General features: G+C 71.2%; 16 protein-coding genes. 7 read left to right on the forward strand and 9 right to left on the reverse strand.

The annotated features are described in order from the left end of the window. Positions 1 to 7: 7 nt before the first annotated feature. The gene (locus FDA94_RS22380) at positions 8 to 688 is read right to left on the reverse strand and encodes a hypothetical protein (protein ID WP_137249041.1); all 681 of its coding nucleotides are present in this window, start codon (positions 686 to 688) and stop codon (positions 8 to 10) included. 69 nt (positions 689 to 757) lie between these two features. After that, entirely contained in the window at positions 758 to 1,249 is a 492-nt protein-coding gene (locus FDA94_RS22385) for a MarR family winged helix-turn-helix transcriptional regulator (protein WP_170991065.1), read from the reverse strand. Positions 1,250 to 1,313: 64 nt separating this feature from the next. Here FDA94_RS22385 and FDA94_RS22390 point away from each other — a divergent pair, with 64 nt between their 5' ends. Next, a complete protein-coding gene (locus FDA94_RS22390; protein ID WP_170991066.1) occupies positions 1,314 to 2,453 on the forward strand; it encodes an amidohydrolase family protein in 1,140 nt (379 codons plus the stop codon). On the opposite strand, the gene FDA94_RS22395 is transcribed toward FDA94_RS22390, so the two are convergent. Beyond that, complete coding sequence (locus FDA94_RS22395; RefSeq protein ID WP_137249044.1) at positions 2,450 to 3,082, reverse strand: TetR/AcrR family transcriptional regulator; 633 nt, start codon at positions 3,080 to 3,082, stop codon at positions 2,450 to 2,452. The genes FDA94_RS22390 and FDA94_RS22395 overlap by 4 nt on opposite strands. A gap of 53 nt (positions 3,083 to 3,135) precedes the next feature. Between FDA94_RS22395 and FDA94_RS22400 the strand changes: the two genes are divergently transcribed. Next, positions 3,136 to 4,500, forward strand: coding sequence for a serine hydrolase domain-containing protein (locus FDA94_RS22400; protein WP_137249045.1), 1,365 nt, complete (start codon positions 3,136 to 3,138; stop codon positions 4,498 to 4,500). Here FDA94_RS22400 and FDA94_RS22405 read toward each other — a convergent pair. Both FDA94_RS22405 and FDA94_RS22410 read right to left on the reverse strand, forming a co-directional pair. Then, entirely contained in the window at positions 4,497 to 4,910 is a 414-nt protein-coding gene (locus tag FDA94_RS22405) for a hypothetical protein (protein WP_137249046.1), read from the reverse strand. The two genes, FDA94_RS22400 and FDA94_RS22405, sit on opposite strands and share 4 nt — an antisense overlap. After that, entirely contained in the window at positions 4,822 to 6,522 is a 1,701-nt protein-coding gene (locus FDA94_RS22410; RefSeq protein WP_137249047.1) for a CopD family protein, read from the reverse strand. The genes FDA94_RS22405 and FDA94_RS22410 overlap by 89 nt, the downstream gene beginning before the upstream one ends. Before the next feature lie 125 nt (positions 6,523 to 6,647). Here FDA94_RS22410 and FDA94_RS22415 point away from each other — a divergent pair, with 125 nt between their 5' ends. Both FDA94_RS22415 and FDA94_RS22420 read left to right on the forward strand, forming a co-directional pair. After that, positions 6,648 to 6,881, forward strand: a complete 234-nt coding sequence (locus FDA94_RS22415) for a hypothetical protein (protein ID WP_137249048.1) — start codon at positions 6,648 to 6,650, stop codon at positions 6,879 to 6,881. Beyond that, positions 6,878 to 7,204 carry a hypothetical protein gene (locus FDA94_RS22420; protein WP_137249049.1) on the forward strand — a complete coding sequence of 109 codons (327 nt, stop codon included), beginning with the start codon at positions 6,878 to 6,880 and terminating at the stop codon, positions 7,202 to 7,204. Before FDA94_RS22415 ends, FDA94_RS22420 begins: the two co-directional genes overlap by 4 nt. A gap of 27 nt (positions 7,205 to 7,231) precedes the next feature. Here FDA94_RS22420 and mmuM read toward each other — a convergent pair whose 3' ends face one another. Genes mmuM through FDA94_RS22435 form a run of 3 tightly spaced genes read right to left on the reverse strand, consistent with a single transcriptional unit; the run spans position 7,232 to position 9,293 of the window. Next, positions 7,232 to 8,044 (reverse strand): homocysteine S-methyltransferase, encoded by an 813-nt coding sequence (gene mmuM / locus FDA94_RS22425; protein ID WP_137249050.1) that lies wholly within the window; start codon positions 8,042 to 8,044, stop codon positions 7,232 to 7,234. Continuing rightward, positions 8,041 to 8,841, reverse strand: a complete 801-nt coding sequence (locus FDA94_RS22430; protein ID WP_137249051.1) for a GNAT family N-acetyltransferase — start codon at positions 8,839 to 8,841, stop codon at positions 8,041 to 8,043. The genes mmuM and FDA94_RS22430 overlap by 4 nt, the downstream gene beginning before the upstream one ends. Next, complete coding sequence (locus FDA94_RS22435) at positions 8,838 to 9,293, reverse strand: GNAT family N-acetyltransferase (protein WP_137249052.1); 456 nt, start codon at positions 9,291 to 9,293, stop codon at positions 8,838 to 8,840. Before FDA94_RS22435 ends, FDA94_RS22430 begins: the two co-directional genes overlap by 4 nt. Positions 9,294 to 9,311: 18 nt before the next feature. Between FDA94_RS22435 and FDA94_RS22440 the strand changes: the two genes are divergently transcribed. Continuing rightward, positions 9,312 to 10,037 (forward strand): GNAT family N-acetyltransferase, encoded by a 726-nt coding sequence (locus tag FDA94_RS22440; protein WP_137249053.1) that lies wholly within the window; start codon positions 9,312 to 9,314, stop codon positions 10,035 to 10,037. Here the strand turns inward: FDA94_RS22440 and FDA94_RS22445 are convergent. Continuing rightward, a complete protein-coding gene (locus FDA94_RS22445) occupies positions 10,009 to 11,121 on the reverse strand; it encodes an alpha/beta hydrolase (protein ID WP_170991067.1) in 1,113 nt (370 codons plus the stop codon). The genes FDA94_RS22440 and FDA94_RS22445 overlap by 29 nt on opposite strands. An 84-nt stretch (positions 11,122 to 11,205) precedes the next feature. On the opposite strand from FDA94_RS22445, the gene FDA94_RS22450 reads away from it, so the two are divergent. Further along, positions 11,206 to 11,775 carry a class I SAM-dependent methyltransferase gene (locus tag FDA94_RS22450; RefSeq protein WP_137249055.1) on the forward strand — a complete coding sequence of 190 codons (570 nt, stop codon included), beginning with the start codon at positions 11,206 to 11,208 and terminating at the stop codon, positions 11,773 to 11,775. A gap of 153 nt (positions 11,776 to 11,928) precedes the next feature. Beyond that, entirely contained in the window at positions 11,929 to 12,630 is a 702-nt protein-coding gene (gene modA, locus FDA94_RS22455; RefSeq protein WP_137249097.1) for a molybdate ABC transporter substrate-binding protein, read from the forward strand. Positions 12,631 to 12,659: the final 29 nt, after the last annotated feature.

Here is a 12,659-nt window from a genome sequence, read left to right on the forward strand (position 1 = left end):
GGTTCCGTCACGCAGTGGACGTGACAAACCGCTGGTCAGGGGCGTAGATCCAGACCTGCTTGCCCCATTCGGTGAGATAGGTGTCGCGGACCGTGCGGTCTTTTCCATTCTTATTCGCCGTGTCACTCGTGACCCGCCGAATCAGACCGTCACTGCCGATCCAGACCTTCCAGTCCGTCACGCGGGTCTTCCCGCGTTTCCGGCCTTCGTAGACCGTCGTCGACACTCCGTCGAGGACGTCCCCAGCGGACTTCTTCTTCGCCGATTTCAGCAGTGCGCCGATTTCCGCCACCGACAGCGCGTGGACGGCGGGATCGTCGAGCCCCGCGGCCGTCACGTCGTCGTTCAGCTTCCATCCGCCCTTGTCGTCGTCGTGGAAGACGTCGTCGCCGACCCAGATGGTCTCGCTGATGTTCTCGTGCCGCTCTTCCTGCGTGGCAGAGGGCCCGAGGACCCGTTCCACGATGGCGCGATTGGCCTTCACCCGGGACCATCCGAATTGCAGGTCGCCGTAGATTTTGAAGGTGGCGTCGTCGGTTCTCTGCACCGTCTCGTAATGCACCCCGTGGGCGCTTTCGAGTTTGGCCGCGAGTGCCTGGAGGGGGTCGGCGGGCGCGGCGGCGGCCGGGGTGGCGAGAACCGTGCCCACCATGGCCGCACTCCCGGCGAATGCGATTAATCGCCTCATGGCGGACAGCGTATTGGTGCGAAGTCTTCAGGTGTTGAACTTCGTGCCCGCAATCACAAAACCTTCACATCAGACACCGTCGCCGAGGTCGGTGAGGACGTCGCGCAGCAGGTCGGCCAGGGTGCGCAGGCGTTCGGGGGAGACCGGCGCGAGCAGCTCCCGATGCGCTTTCGTGGTCTCCATCGCGAGCTGTTCGGACATGGCCACACCCTTGGGGGTGAGCCGGACCCACGACGACCGCCCGTCGGTCGGGTCGGGCTCGCGGTCGACCAGGCCGGCCGACTGGAGCCGCTGGAGGATGTTGCTGGTGCCGCCCGTGGTGAGCATGAGCTGGTTCGACAGGCCGCTCGGCTTGAGGCGGTAGGGCGCGCCCTCGCGGCGCAGGGTGGCGAGCACGTCGAAGTCGGCGTAGGTCAGGCCGTGGGCGCCGAGGACGCGGGCGGTGACCTCTTCGATCATCCCCTTCAGCCGGCCCGCCCTTTTGGCGATCTCCAGTTCGGTGGTGGCGGCCTCGGGGAGCTGGGCCCGCCACCGGGTGATCATCTCGTCCACGCGATCCATGGTCTTGAGTCTAGATGCCTTGCCTGATAGCTTTCCAAAAAGCTTTCTCGAAAGGAATCTTGTCGTGCGCACTCTCATCACCAATGCCACCCTGCTCGACACCGACCCGGAGCCCCGCGTCGTCGAGGGCGACCTGCTCATCGAAGACGGGAGGATCGCCGCCGTCGGGCGCGACCTGGCCGCAGATCACGTCGTCGACGCGGAGCGGGCGATCGTCATGCCCGGTCTGGTCGACGCCCATCGCCACGTCTGGCAGAGCGTGCTCAGGTCGCTGAACCCCGACTCGACCCTCGGCGAATACCTCGATCTCGTGCTCGGCCGGCTCGCGCCCTCCTTCACCGAGGACGACGTGCACGCCGCCAACCACTGGGGCGCGCTCGACGCCCTCGACGCCGGGATCACCACCGTCTACGACTGGTCGCACGTCCCCCACCCCGAAGCGGCGCTCGACGGGCTGGCGCGGGCGGGCGTCCGGGCCGTGTTCGCCCATCCCGACCGGGAGGCGCTGCCCCGGCTCCGCCCGCCGGCGCACATCGCCCTGGCCCTGGCCGCCACGGGCCCGGTCTACGGGCCGGTCGAGGAGGCCGTACAGGACTGGAAGACGGCGCGTGAGCTGGGCTTACACATCAGTCTCCATGCCACGGGAACGGGCGCCGTCGAGAGCATGCACCGGCACGGGCTGCTCGGGCCCGACGTGATGGTCGTGCACGGCAACGGCTTCACCGACGAGGCCCTGCGCCTGATGGCCGAGGCCGGCGCCACGGCCACGGTCACCCCGGCCGTGGAGGCCCAGATGGGGCACGGCGCTCCGGAGACCGCCAGGTTCCGGGCTCACGGGATCACGACGGGGCTCGGGGTCGACACCGTTGTCACGGTGCCCGGCGACCTGTTCTCGGTGATGCGGGCCGCGCTGCCGGGCGCGCCGGCGGCCGAAGTGCTCAAGATGGCGACGATCGAGGGCGCCCGCGCCATCGGGCTCGACCGGGAGATCGGCTCGCTCACGCCCGGCAAGCACGCCGACCTCGTCATGATCTCCACGGACACGCCCGGGATGGCGCCGGTGACCGACCCCGTGAGGGCGGTCGTGGGATCGGCGGGCCGGGGCGATGTGCGGGCCGTCCTCGTGGCGGGCCGCGTCGTCGAGACGACGTCGAAGACGGCCAGGGAGCGCGCCGAGCGGGTCAGGGCGCGGCTGACGGCCTAGAGGGCGGCGAGTCTGGCCTGGAGGCCGTCGAGGTAGCGGTCGAGGCCGTAGTCGAAGGTGCCGTCGCGCAGCTCGCGCGGGTGTTCGGTCTGGCCGGTGCGGACCAGCAGCGACAGGTAGGCCGCCTCGCTGACACCCATGCCGATCACGTAGGCGAGCAGTCCGTCCATGGCGCGCTCGGCCTCGCCGGGCGGGAACCCGGCGGCGTGGAAGAGGGCGAGCTGGCGCGCTGACTGGTGGGCCAGGTTGGGGCCGAGTTCGGCCAGGCCCACCTGGCCCAGCACGGAGGCCGCCCACGGGTGGCGGAGGATCATCGCCCGCAGGCTCCGGGCGCAGCCGGCCAGCGGGGCGCGCCATTCGGCGGCGGGGTCGGGGACGTCGAGTTCGCCGTACAGCTCGTCGACGACCAGCTCGATCAGCTCGTCCTTGCTGGTGACGTGGCGGTAGAGCGAGGTGGCCGCGGTGCCCAGGCGGACGGCCAGCGTGCGCATGCTCAGCGACTCCAGCCCCTCGTCGTCGAGGAGCCGGACGGCCTCGGCGACGATCCGCTCGCGGTTCAGCGCGGGCCTGGTCCGCTTCGGGTGGGGGCGGGTCCACACCGAGGGGGTGGGCGGCTTGTCGCTCGTCATGTTGCCATCGTATCCACTTGCGTACAGTGTTCGCATATGCGTACGGTGTTCGCATGAAACCATTCGATCTTCACCGCTGGCAGTCGCGTCTCGACGAGCTGCGTGCCGCCCACCACGTGCCCGGCGCGAGCCTGGCGGTGCTGGCCGACGGCCAGGTGCACGAGCTGGCCAGCGGTGTGCTGCACCGTGGCACCGGCGTGCCGGTGACCACCGACTCGGTGTTCCTGTCCGGCTCGATCGCCAAGGTCTACACCGCCACGCTGGTCATGCGGCTGGTGGACGAAGGCCTGATCGACCTCGACGCCCCGGTCGCCGACCAGCTGCCCGAGTTCGCCACCCCCGACCCCGCCGCCACCAAGACGATCACCGTCCGGCAGCTGCTCTCCCACACCGGCGGCGTCACCAACGACTTCAACTTCGACGGCGGCCGGGGCGACGACTGCCTGGCCAACTACGTCGCGGCGGCCCGTTACGTGGCGCTCGACTGCCCGCCCGGCACCGCCGTCTCCTACGGCGGCCTCGGCTACGTGGTGCTGGGCCGCCTCATCGAGACGGTCACCGGCCGCACCTGGGACCGGGCGCTCAGGGAACTCCTCTTCGAGCCGCTCGGCCTCGACCGCTCGATGACGCTGCCCGAGGAGGCGCTGAGCCATCGCGTCGCCATGAGCCACCTGGGCGAACCCGGCGCCGACCCCGATCCCGCGCCGTCGTGGGACCCGATGCCCCGCGCGGCCGGACCGGCGGGCCGGGTCATCGTCTCGGCCGGAGACATGGCCCGCTTCGCGCGCATGCACCTCGAAGGGGGCGCCCACGTCCTGTCGCCGGGGGCGGTCGCCGCGATGCAGCGCCGCGAGGTGGACGTACCGGACAAGTGGACCGTCAGCGCCGACGGCTGGGGTCTCGGCTGGACCCTCTACGACTGGGACGGCGTCGCCGGTTACGGCCATGACGGCGCCGCTATCGGCCAGTACGCCTATCTGCGCGTCGTCCCGTCGGCGAACGTGGCGCTGGTGCTGCTGACCAACGGCGGCGCGGCCCGCCTGCTGTACGCCGACCTGTTCCGCGACCTGCTCGCCGAGCTCGCCGGGGTCGCCATGCCCGCGCCCTTCGCGCCCGCCGACCCCGCTCCTGAGGTCGACCTCGCCCCGCTGCTCGGCACCTACCGGCGGGAGGGCGTCGTCATCACCGTCTCGCGGCATCCCGACGGCGCGGCCCGCATGCGGTACGCGTTCGTCGACGACATGAAGGACCTGTCGCCCGACCTGGAGATGACGCTGGAGCCGGTCACCGGCACGGTGTTCGCCGCCTCCGGCGCTGGCCCCTCGTTCAGCGAGGACTACATGCCCGTCGTCTTCGCCACGCTCGCCGACGGCAGTCAGGTCTGCTACGTGGGCATGCGGGCCACCCCGAAGTGCTAGGAGTGGCCGCCGTGCTCGGCCACCTCGACGTGCCCGCCGAGACGGGGGATCAGGCCGTTGAGCTCCTTCTCCGGGCCGACGACGACCCAGCGGGTGCCGACCAGGTAGGTGCCGCCGTAGGCCTGCGCGCCCTTCAGCCAGTCGGTCTGGTTCTTGTCGGCCTTGAAGGTGAGCACGACCGACTGGTAGGTCGGGGCGCTGCACATCGCCTGGCGCATGTCGGGCTGCTGGCCCTGGATCTCCGGCGTGCAGCCGATGACGCCGGTGATCTCCTCCAGCGTGTGCGTCGGCGCCACCGCGTGATGGCCGGTGGCCTGGGACTCAGCGCCCCCGATGGCCCACCAGATCACGGGGATCGCCGCCAGCGCGAGGATCGGCAGCGTCCAGCGTCTGGTCACGACTAGGGGCATGACCGTCCTCCTTCTTCGGTGAGAGCCGCGCCGTCGCGACGGCGACGGCCGCGATCGCGGCGTAGACCAGGGCGCCGAGCCACTGGTCGCCGGCGGGCAGCCAGGTGATGTCGTCGAGCTGCGAATACCAGCCCCGGCCCTGGGCCGGGCCGAACAGCAGATAGAGGGCGACCAGCGCCTGGGCCCCGGCCATGACCGGCCAGATCCCACTGCAGATGGTCGTGTACGCCGCCACGGCCAGCCCCAGCAGCACGATCAGCCGCACCGCCAGCACCGACTGCGACAGCTCGAACAGCGGCGTCGTGAACAGGGCCAAAGAGGGCACCGTTGCGGTCACCAGGCCGAGCCAGGCCGGGGGCCGCCACGGCCGCCAGGCCATCGCCAGCAGCGCCGGGACCAGCGCGCCCACAATGGCCCACTGGACGAGCTGCACCGACACCATCGCGCGGGCGTAGGTGCCGAGGCCGCCCACGGTCGCGTAGGCGAACAGGGCCAGGCCCGTCGCCCACATCACCGGACGCCGCCGGTCCGACCAGCGGAAGTAGGCCGCGCAGGCGAGCGCGACGGCCAGCAGCAGGATCGGGTCGGGCCGCCACTCGGTGACGAGCCGGCCGGGGGCCAGGATCGGCAGGTAGAAACCGAGCACGCCGTGGGCCGGCGACTCGCCGGGCGGCGGCGGGGTGCGCGAGAGCGCCACGGCCAGGCCCATCGTGGCGGCCATCAGCACGAGCTCTCCGGCGGCCAGCCGCAGGAACGGGACCTTGGTGGTGGTGAGGGCCGCGATGGTGCGGGTCCGGTGGCGCACTCCGAACCACCCCAGCGCGACCATCGCGGCCAGCTTGAGGAGCACGAGGATGCCGTACTCCGACGACCAGAGGAGCTCCACCCGGCCCAGCCGGACCCAGGCGTTCAGCAGGCCCGACAGCGCGACCGTGACGTAGCACCACAGCGCCAGCGCGCTGAACCGTTCGACCGCCCTGACCGGCGCCTCGCGCATGAACGCGAGCAGCCCGAACAGCCCGCCGACCCACAGGACGACCCCGGCGAGGTGGACGAGCAGGCTCGACACCGCGAAGTCGTGGTCGACGGCCGAGGCCGAGTGGCCCGCGTAGGCGGGCGGCAGCACCGCGAGCACGGCCACGACGAGCAGCACCCAGGGCCGGCTCCTGGCCACGAAGCTGAGCAGGGTGATCGCCAGCGCCAGGACGTACACGATCAGGAACGACAGCCCCTGCGGGACGTACAGGATGAAGGTCGAGAGCATCCCCGACCGCAGCGCTTCGAGCACCGGAGCGCCGACGAAGTCCGAGAGCGTGAGCAGCACGGTCGCCGCCGCGCTGCCCGCCCACGCCAGCGCCCAGCGGGGGACCGCCCGCGCCAGGATGTCCTTCTCGCCGAGCAGCACCGCCGCCAGCAGCGATCCGACCGTGCCGACCGCGCACAGGTCGTGGACCAGCCGCATGATCGGCAGGCCCCATGTGGTGAAGGCCCCCGGCGAGGGGAGCCCTCGGATGGCGGGCAGGTCACGCGGCCCGCCGAACAGCTGGACGAGCACGAGAGCACCCAGCCCCGCGGCCAGGGCCAGCGCGCACACGAGCACGGGTCGCCTCACGCCCGGAGATACGCCGCCCGGCGCGATCGGGTTCGGCCAACGAAAAGGTAACAATGTGCGCCGGAGGGCATCGGCGCGTCCATGACGTCATTGAGCTGCGCTTTTCCGCCACGCACAGTGGAGACATGGTGACCTCTTACCGCGAAGTCGTCGACCGGATCTACACCCTGGCCCGGTTACATGCGCTGTCGGTCAGATGGCGCGAAACGACGACGGCCAGTCGCCTACTCTTGCTCTACGACGGAACCGAGGTGGTCGTGGGGCGGTCGATGGTGCCGATACGGAACATCACCAGAGCGGCTCTCGAAGACGTCGAGCACGACCTTGAACACGTCTTCGGAAGGGGCTGGTTGCGGTGACGACCGCCGTCCACCGGCTGACCGTCAGGGTCAGCAGGGAACGCGCACTCGACCGTGACATCGAGGTCTGGTACGCCCGCCCGGTGGACGCCCCGATCCGCTCGGGGGTGTCGGCCGAGACCCTGACCGAGCTCCGCGACGCCGTGAACGGCGTGAAGCACTTCATCCTCGACGTGTCCTCCGACACCGCCGTCGAGGTCGACTACCACTACGACCTCCCGGGCGTCTCGCCCGAGGTCTGGCAGGCCCACCGCGAACTGCTCGCCCACCTCGACAAGGCGGGCCTGTCGGCCGCCGACCGGGCGGCCCTGCTCGCGGGCTGACGCGCGTGTTTCACGTGAAGCAACCGGTCAGCCGAGCTGCCGCCTGATCGCCGTGATCTGCGCCGGTGTGGTCCGGCAGCAGCCGCCCACATGGGTCGCCCCCGCCCAGTCGGCCACGGGGAAGTCGTTTCCGACGCCCTCCCACGTCCGGTCCTGCGCGTTCCAGGTCTCGCCCGAGTTCGGGTAGACCACCCGCGCCCCCAGCGCGATCAGGTTGGCGATGTAGGCCGGGTTGGTGCAGTTGGCCCCCACCGGCACGTCGAGCGCGGCGGCCGCCTCGTCATAGGGGGTTCCGTCGCTGATGGTGTGGTCGTCGCGGCAGGAGAAGCTGATCCAGCCGTCGGCGCCCGTCTCGCGGAACAGGCGCAGCAGCGCCCTGGCCTCGGGCAGCGAGGGGATGGTCTCGGCCGCCACCAGGTCGGCGCCAGCGCCGGCCAGCAGGTGGAAGCGGTCGCGGTGCCACGCGTAGAGGTCGTCTTCGGTCAGGCCGCCGTAGTCGCCCGTGTACTCCTGCCCGTCGGCCAGGTAGGCGCCGTAGGGCCCGACGCTGGCCGCGACCAGGCCCGCGCCGTGCTCGTCGCGGGCCTGCCGGGCCAGCTCGACCGACGACACGATCAGCGCGGCGGCCTCGGTGGGAGACGCGCCGTGCCGGGTGAAGCCCTCGATCGTCGCCTGGTAGCTGGCCGTCGTCGCGACGTCGGCTCCGGCGGCGAAGAAGTCGAGGTGGGCGCGGCGGATCACGCCGGGGTCGTCGGACAGCAGCCGCGCCGACCAGAGGTCGTCGCTCAGATCGCGGCCGAGGGTCTCCAGATGGGTCGCCAGCCCGCCGTCGAGGATCACGTGAGCGCCTGCATGACCGGGGTGTAGACGCGGGAGATGTCGGTGGTCATCGGCTTGCCGTACTCCATGAGGGTGGTGCTGAAGGCGGGGGTGAGGCCGTGGTCGCGGGCCCACCGGGCGGCGGCGGGCAGTACCGACTCGACCCTGATCGGGCCGGTCACGTCGGCTGCCAGGTCGCTGAGCAGGTCTTCGGCGTCGGCGGCGGAACCCGCCACGACCGGGCCGAGCACGGTCACGTGGCCGTTGTGCCAGGCGCCGCCGAACCCTCCGTCGGTCACCCGGAAGCTCTCGCAGAAGTCGGGCAGCCGGGCGAACAGCTCGGTTCGGGGAGCGCCGAAGACCTCTTCGTCGAGCTTGGTGACCGCCGCGAGGTCGGTCAGCTTCTCGGTGCGTCCGGACGCCGTTCCGGTGAACGCGCCGGTGTAGACGTCGCAGACGCCGGTCGCGCGGAAGCCGAGGCGTTCGTACAGCGGACGGCCGTAGGTGGTGGCGCTCAGGGTCGTGGTCTCGGTGCCGGCCAGGTCGAGGGCGTGGCGCATCAGCCGGCCGCCGATGCCCTGGCGTTCGTAGCGGCGGGCCACCAGCATCATGCTGATCGCGGTCACCCGGGTGCCGAACCGGACCAGCGCCACCGTGGCCGCCAGGCCGTCGCCGTCGGGGGCGTCGATGCCGTGGACCTCGCCGATCTCGTAGAGCAGGCGGCACTTCTCCCGTTCGGGCGCCCACTGGCGGTCGACCGCGAGGGCGAGGAAGTCGTCGAGCCGCTCGACGCCGAGCCGGTGGATCGAAAACGTCATTCGTCAATCAATCGGTCGAAGTAGACACGGTCCGCACCCGGGCCATCGTAGTCGGCGATCGGTTCGCTCACGCGGAACCCCATCGCGGTGTGGAAGGCGATCGACCGGGTGTTGCGCGGCGAGGTGATCGCGGCGACGCGGGTCCGGCCGGCCGAGTGGACCAGCGAGAAGAACCGCCGGTAGAGCTCGCGCCCCACGCCGCTGCGCCGGAACGTCGGGGCGACCCCGACGAAGTGGATGTACGCGAGGTCGCGCTGCCCCTGCGAGAGGAAGCCGACGAGGAAGGCCACGAGGTGGCCGTGGGCGTACACGACGAAGCTGGTGTTGTGGAAGTGGTCGAGGAACAGACGCGTCAGCCCGCTCTGGACCGGCACGCCCCACCAGTCGTCGACGACCGCCTTGATGGCGTCGTAGTCGGAGGGCTTCGCCGGGCGAACCTCTATCTCGGACACGAGCCTATTGTGGGCCGCATGCGACAGATCAGGGCCAACGACCTCGGAGTGGCGGCGATCAGCTTCGTCGAAGGGGTCCGCGACGGCCGTCCGTGGGCCGACTACCTCGAAGTGATCGGCCCCGGCGCCGTCGAGGTGATCATGGCGCAGCTCAAGGGCTGGGCGGTCTCCACCGACGTCGACCTCGGCCGCGAACTGGTCGCACGCGGCGCGCGCAGGCTCCGGCACGCCCACTCCATGTACGCCGACCTCACGGCCCTGCCCTCGGCCCCCAGCGCCCCTCCCGAAGGGGTGACCTTCACCTCGGTCGACCGCTCGCCCGAAGACATCTATCCGGCCATCAGCCAGGCCTACCCGCCCGGCCACGTCGACCACACGCCCCGCGACCGCGACCAGGCCATCGCGACCGAACTCGTCCCGCTTCTCGACGGCAGCATGCTCGGCCCGCTGATGCCCTGCAGCGCGCTGGCCGTGAACGAGGCGGGCGCGGTCGTCGCGGGGGTGTTCGTGAACGACTTCAAGACCGTCCCGTGGGTGACCGAGGTCTTCCGCCACCCCGCCCTGTCGGTCCCGGGCACCGGCGGGCGGCTGCTGCGCCACGTGCAGCTCAAGGCCGCCGCCGACGGGCTCGACCGGCTGGGCCTGGCGGTCAGCGACGGGAACCCGGCCCAGCGGGTCTACAGCCGGCTCGGGTTCGCCGTCACCCACACCTCGTTCACCGTGGTGATCGGAGAAAGTCTCTGACCGCCCGCTCGTAGGCGTCCGGGTCGACGTTCCACGACCCGGTGTGGCCGCCGCCCTTGGTCTCCACCAGCGTCGTGACGTCGGGCCGGGCCCGCGCGAACGCCTGCGCCCGGTCGACCGGCACGGTCGCGTCGTCGTGGTCGACGAAGATCAGGATCGGCAGGTCGAACTCGGCGGCGTGCTCGACGTGGTCGAGGTCGTCGAAGCTCAGCCCGGTACGCGCCGTGATCACCCACTGGCCGACCGTGGTGAGCAGGCCGGGCACCCCCATCTGCCGCGCGCCCAGCGCGATCGGCGACCGCCAGTCGAGCACCGGGCTGTCGAGGATCAGCGCCGTGATGTCCGCGCCGGGGAGCCGCCTGGCCGTCATGGCGGAGATGCCGCCGCCCATCGACCAGCCGTAGAGGACGAACTTCTTCGCGCCCCGGGTGCGCGCGTAGTCCATGGCGGCCCGGACGTCCTCCCACTCGGTGTCGCCGAGGTGGAACCGGCCGTCGGGGCTCGCGGGGGCGCCCTCGTCGTTCCGGTAGGAGATCGCGAGCACCGGATGGCCCAGTTCGTGGAGCGTGGGGAGGACGCGCAGTGCCTCGCCCCGGCCGCCGTTGCGGCCGTGGACCGCGATCACCCATGTGTCCGACGTGCCCTCGGTCCGCCAGGCGGGGAAGACGCCCAGTGGCGACTTCACCCCGACCTCCTCATAGGGCACCCCGACCGACTCGGGGGTGCCCTCGCCCCACATCCAGCGGTCGAGGTAGGCGAACACGCCCGGCCGCAGGTCGCCGGTGCGGATCTTCTCGAGCCTGCGGGTGACCGTGCCGGCCCCGACGGAGATCGCCTCGCCGAGCACGGCGTTGCCCCCGGCCCAGGTCAGGCCGTAGGTGCCCGGCGCTCCGGTGTCACCGCCGCCCTTCAGCGTGACCTGTCCGTCGCCAACGGCGGTGACCTCGATCGGGTAGCTGGAGGCGTGAACGGGATCGATCACGAGACCGGAGTAGTAGTAGCCGGCGGCGCCCAGGGCGAGCGCCACGACGACGACCGTGCCGGACGTGCCCAGCAGCACGCGGCGTCGCCACTTTGTCCGCATGCGAGCCACCATCTCGCGGCCGACGACCCCGTGGCGATGGTTCCCGAGCGAATTGGCAGATATGCGCGCCCTAGAGTCGCGGACATGGACAAGGACGAGACCAGAGCCTTCTTCGCGGCCCGCGCCACGACCTGGGACGACACGTTCCCCGACGACGGCCCGGCCTTCGCGGCGGCCGTCGCCCGCCTGGAACTGCGACCCGGCCTGGTCGCCCTGGACGCGGGCTGCGGCACCGGCCGGGCGATGCCGCTGCTGCGCGACCACACCGACCGGGTGGTGGGCGTCGACCTGACGCCGGAGATGGCCCGCAAGGCGAGCGAACGCGGGCCGGTGCTGATCGGCGACGCCTTCCGGTTGCCCTTCGCCGACGCGACCATCGGCGGCATCCTGGCCGCCGGTCTCATCGGCCACCTCGGCGACCCCCGGGGCACGCTGCTGGAGTTCGCCCGGGTCGCCCGTGCGGGCGCCCGGCTGGCCCTGTTCCACCCCGTGGGCCGCGCGGTGCTGGCTGCTCGCCGGGGGCGCGAACTCTCCCCGGACGACATCCGCGCCGAACACCGCATCACGCCGCTGCTCCGGGCCACCGGCTGGGAACCCGTGCACTTCCACGACGAAGACGATCACTACCTGGCCGTGGCCCGCCGGGGCGCTTAGACGTCGCGGCGGTGCCGGGGTGGGCGGAGCCCTAACTTAAGAAGGTCTTTTGCTTGCAAATACAAGGTGATGGCGATCGAATGGTTGGCAGATGCGATTCGATGAGGAGTGCCCGTGTTGAAGCGTCTGTCCCTGATCGCCGCCGTCGCGTCGATGTTCGCGGTGGCGGCCTGTGGATCGTCGTCGACGGAGAGTGGGCTGACCGTGTTCGCCGCGGCGTCGCTGACCGAGACGTTCACCGAGCTGGGCAAGCGGTTCGAGGCCGCGCACCCCGGAACGAAGGTGACCTTCAACTTCGGGTCCAGTTCCACGTTGGCCCAGCAGATCGTCCAGGGCGCGCCCGCCGGCGTGTTCGCGGCCGCTTCGCCTGCGACGATGAAGACCGTGGCCGACGCCGGCCTCGCGGGCACTCCGACCGTGTTCGTGCAGAACAAGCTGGAGATCGCGGTGCCGCCCGACAACCCCGCCGAGGTCGAGAACCTCAAGGACCTGACCGATCCCCGGGTCAAGGTCGCGCTCTGCGCCGAGCAGGTGCCGTGCGGCGCGGCCGCTGCCAAGGCGCTCGGCGCGGCCGGGCTCACGGTCACCCCGGTCACCCTGGAGCAGGACGTCAAGGCCACCCTCACCAAGGTCGAACTCGGCGAGGTCGACGCGGCCCTGGTCTACAAGACCGACGTCATCGCCTCGGGCGGGAAGGTCACCGGCATCCCGTTCCCCGAGGCCGATCAGGCGGTCAACGACTACCCGATCGCGACCTTGAAGGACGCGCCCGACCTGGCGCGGCGGTTCGTCGAGCTCGTGCTGTCGCAACAGGGCAGAGACGTGCTGACGAAGGCCGGTTTCGAAGCCCCGTGAGAAGCCGTGTGCCCTGGCTGCTGGTCGTC

It is taken from the genome of Herbidospora galbida, from assembly GCF_005233835.1.
Taxonomy (GTDB): Bacteria; Actinomycetota; Actinomycetes; order Streptosporangiales; family Streptosporangiaceae; genus Herbidospora; species Herbidospora galbida.

Bases quoted from the DNA above. Each gene is read 5' to 3' on its own strand.
- FDA94_RS22380 (WP_137249041.1), bottom strand. From the start codon at position 688: ATGAGGCGATTAATCGCATTCGCCGGGAGTGCGGCCATGGTGGGCACG.
- FDA94_RS22385 (WP_170991065.1), bottom strand. From the start codon at position 1,249: ATGGATCGCGTGGACGAGATGATCACCCGGTGGCGGGCCCAGCTCCCC.
- FDA94_RS22395 (WP_137249044.1), bottom strand. From the start codon at position 3,082: ATGACGAGCGACAAGCCGCCCACCCCCTCGGTGTGGACCCGCCCCCAC.
- FDA94_RS22400 (WP_137249045.1), top strand. From the start codon at position 3,136: ATGAAACCATTCGATCTTCACCGCTGGCAGTCGCGTCTCGACGAGCTG.
- FDA94_RS22405 (WP_137249046.1), bottom strand. From the start codon at position 4,910: ATGCCCCTAGTCGTGACCAGACGCTGGACGCTGCCGATCCTCGCGCTG.
- FDA94_RS22415 (WP_137249048.1), top strand. From the start codon at position 6,648: ATGGTGACCTCTTACCGCGAAGTCGTCGACCGGATCTACACCCTGGCC.
- FDA94_RS22430 (WP_137249051.1), bottom strand. From the start codon at position 8,841: ATGACGTTTTCGATCCACCGGCTCGGCGTCGAGCGGCTCGACGACTTC.
- FDA94_RS22440 (WP_137249053.1), top strand. From the start codon at position 9,312: ATGCGACAGATCAGGGCCAACGACCTCGGAGTGGCGGCGATCAGCTTC.
- FDA94_RS22445 (WP_170991067.1), bottom strand. From the start codon at position 11,121: ATGCGGACAAAGTGGCGACGCCGCGTGCTGCTGGGCACGTCCGGCACG.
- FDA94_RS22450 (WP_137249055.1), top strand. From the start codon at position 11,206: ATGGACAAGGACGAGACCAGAGCCTTCTTCGCGGCCCGCGCCACGACC.
- modA (WP_137249097.1), top strand. From the start codon at position 11,929: ATGTTCGCGGTGGCGGCCTGTGGATCGTCGTCGACGGAGAGTGGGCTG.